The 2,960-nt window shown below is 46.1% G+C and carries 1 rRNA gene; it reads left to right on the forward strand.

Annotated elements, in window-relative coordinates:
* The first annotated feature begins 124 nt into the window (after positions 1-124).
* Positions 125-2,903, forward strand: a 23S ribosomal RNA gene (locus HMPREF2660_RS04470).
* Positions 2,904-2,960: the final 57 nt, after the last annotated feature.

The following is a 2,960-nucleotide window of genomic DNA, read 5'->3' on the forward strand; positions in this document are numbered from 1 at the left end:
AAAAAATAATTAACGAGTAAGATTAACAAGCACGACAATTAGTTGTGTACTACAGGTTTTTTTATAATCAATTTATTATGTATTATTCATTAATATTTTAAATTTTATAGAAGGCCACTTGAGAAAAAAAGTTACAAAGGGCGTACGGCGGATGCCTAGGCTCTCAGAGGCGATGAAGGACGTGATAAGCTGCGATAAGCTGCGGGTATTGGCACATACGATTCGATCCGCAGATTTCCGAATGGGGCAACCCGTCAGGTTGAAGGCCTGACACCTATTAAATAGGGGCGAACGTGGGGAACTGAAACATCTAAGTACCCATAGGAAAAGAAATCAATTGAGATTCCGTCAGTAGTGGCGAGCGAACGCGGATTAGCCCATAAGATTATATAAGTTTAACAGAATAACCTGGAAAGGTTAACCGTAGAAGGTGATAGTCCTGTACGTGAAAGGCTTATATAATTGATATCGAGTAAGGCGGGACACGTGCAATCCTGTTTGAATATGGGGGGACCATCCTCCAAGGCTAAATACTCCTGAGAGACCGATAGTGAACTAGTACTGTGAAGGAAAGGTGAAAAGTATATCGAGAAGATAGTTGAAATAGAACCTGAAACCGTACGCCTACAAGCGGTCGGAGCCTATTTATGGTGACGGCGTGCCTTTTGCATAATGAGCCTACGAGTTAATGTTTCTGGCAAGGTTAAGCACTTCAGGTGCGCAGCCGTAGCGAAAGCGAGTCTTAATAGGGCGTATAGTCAGAGGTATTAGACGCGAAACCTTGTGATCTACCCATGGGCAGGTTGAAGCTTTGGTAACACAAAGTGGAGGACCGAACCCGTTGATGTTGAAAAATCTTGGGATGACCTGTGGGTAGGGGTGAAAGGCCAATCAAACTGGGAAATAGCTCGTACTCCCCGAAATGCATTTAGGTGCAGCGTTTAGTTAAGTATATTAGAGGTAGAGCTACTGATTGGATGCGGGGGCTTCACCGCCTACCAATTCCTGATAAACTCCGAATGCTAATATATGTTTCTAAGCAGTGAGGGCATGGGTGCTAAGGTCCATGTCCGAGAGGGAAAGAACCCAGACCATCAGCTAAGGTCCCCAAATGTATGCTAAGTTGATAAAACGCGGTTGGATTGCCCAGACAGCTAGGATGTTAGCTTGGAAGCAGCTATTCATTTAACGAGTGCGTAACAGCTCACTAGTCGAGCGATCCGGCATGGATAATAATCGGGCATAAGCATACTACCGAAGCTATGGATTACATATTATTATGTAGTGGTAGGGGAGCATTCTATCGGCGCTGAAGCAATTTTGTAAAGATTTGTGGAGCTTATAGAAAAGAAAATGTAGGCATGAGTAACGATAAAATCAGTGAGAAACTGATTCGCCGTAAGATCAAGGATTCCTAAGCTATGCTAATCAGCTTAGGGTTAGTCGGGTCCTAACATGTACCCATAAGGGGAAGTGGATGGCAAACGGGTTAATATTCCCGTACCTGCTCTCAATAAAAGTGACGGATGAATGTATTAGGTGCGTACTGACGGAATAGTACGTTGAACCTACGTAAAGTAGGGATAGTACACAAAGGCTTCGGCTGGCGTGATAATCCTAAGAATTTTGTTCCAAGAAATAGCGAGAGACGCAGCCCGTACCGTAAACCGACACAGGTGATCGAGGAGAGTATCCTCAGGCGCTCGAGTGAGTCGTGGTTAAGGAACTAGGCAAAATCGACCTGTAACTTCGGGAGAAAGGTCGCTCCGCTCCGGCGGAGCCTCAGTAAAAAGGCCCAGGCGACTGTTTATCAAAAACACAGAGCTTTGCAAAATCGAAAGATGACGTATAAGGCTTGACACCTGCCCGGTGCTGGAAGGTTAAGGAAGGTTGTTAGGGTAACCGAAGCAATTGACTGAAGCCCCAGTAAACGGCGGCCGTAACTATAACGGTCCTAAGGTAGCGAAATTCCTTGTCGGGTAAGTTCCGACCTGCACGAATGGTGTAACGATCTGGGCACTGTCTCAACCACGAGCTCGGTGAAATTGTAGTATCGGTGAAGATGCCGGTTAATCGCAACGGGACGAAAAGACCCTGTGAACCTTTACTATAGCTTCGTATTGACTTTGGGTAAATAATGTGTAGGATAGGTGGGAGACTATGAATTAGCATCGCCAGGTGTTAAGGAGTCGTTGTTGAAATACCACCCTTTATTTATCTGAAGCCTAACTCCAGTTGGAGGACATTGCGTGGTGGGTAGTTTGACTGGGGTGGTCGCCTCCAAAAGCGTAACGGAGGCTTTCAAAGGTACCCTCAGCACGCTTGGTAACCGTGCGTAGAGTGTAATGGCATAAGGGTGCTTGACTGTGAGACCAACAAGTCGATCAGGTGCGAAAGCAGGACATAGTGATCCGGTGGTTCCGTATGGAAGGGCCATCGCTCAAAGGATAAAAGGTACTCCGGGGATAACAGGCTAGTCTCCCCCAAGAGCTCACATCGACGGGGAGGTTCGGCACCTCGATGTCGGCTCGTCACATCCTGGGGCTGGAGAAGGTCCCAAGGGTTGGGCTGTTCGCCCATTAAAGTGGCACGCGAGCTGGGTTCAGAACGTCGTGAGACAGTTCGGTCTCTATCTGTTGTGATCGTTAGAAGTTTGAGCGGACTTGACTCTAGTACGAGAGGACCGTGTTGAACAAACCTCTGGTGTATCAGTTGTACCGCCCGGTGCACTGCTGAGTAGCTACGTTTGGATGAGATAAGCACTGAAAGCATATAAGTGCGAAACTCGCCGCAAGATAAGACTTCTTTAAAGGGTCGTGGAAGACTACCACGTTGATAGGCTACAGATGTAAAGGCAGCGATGTCAAAGTCGAGTAGTACTAATTACCCATAGACTTTTTGTTAAGTTATACACAACTAATTGGTTGTCTTTGTTAATCTTAAGCGTTAATACACAATAT

Origin of the sequence: Weeksella sp. HMSC059D05 (assembly GCF_001809725.1) — a bacterium.
GTDB classification, from domain to species: Bacteria; Bacteroidota; Bacteroidia; order Flavobacteriales; family Weeksellaceae; genus Weeksella; species Weeksella virosa.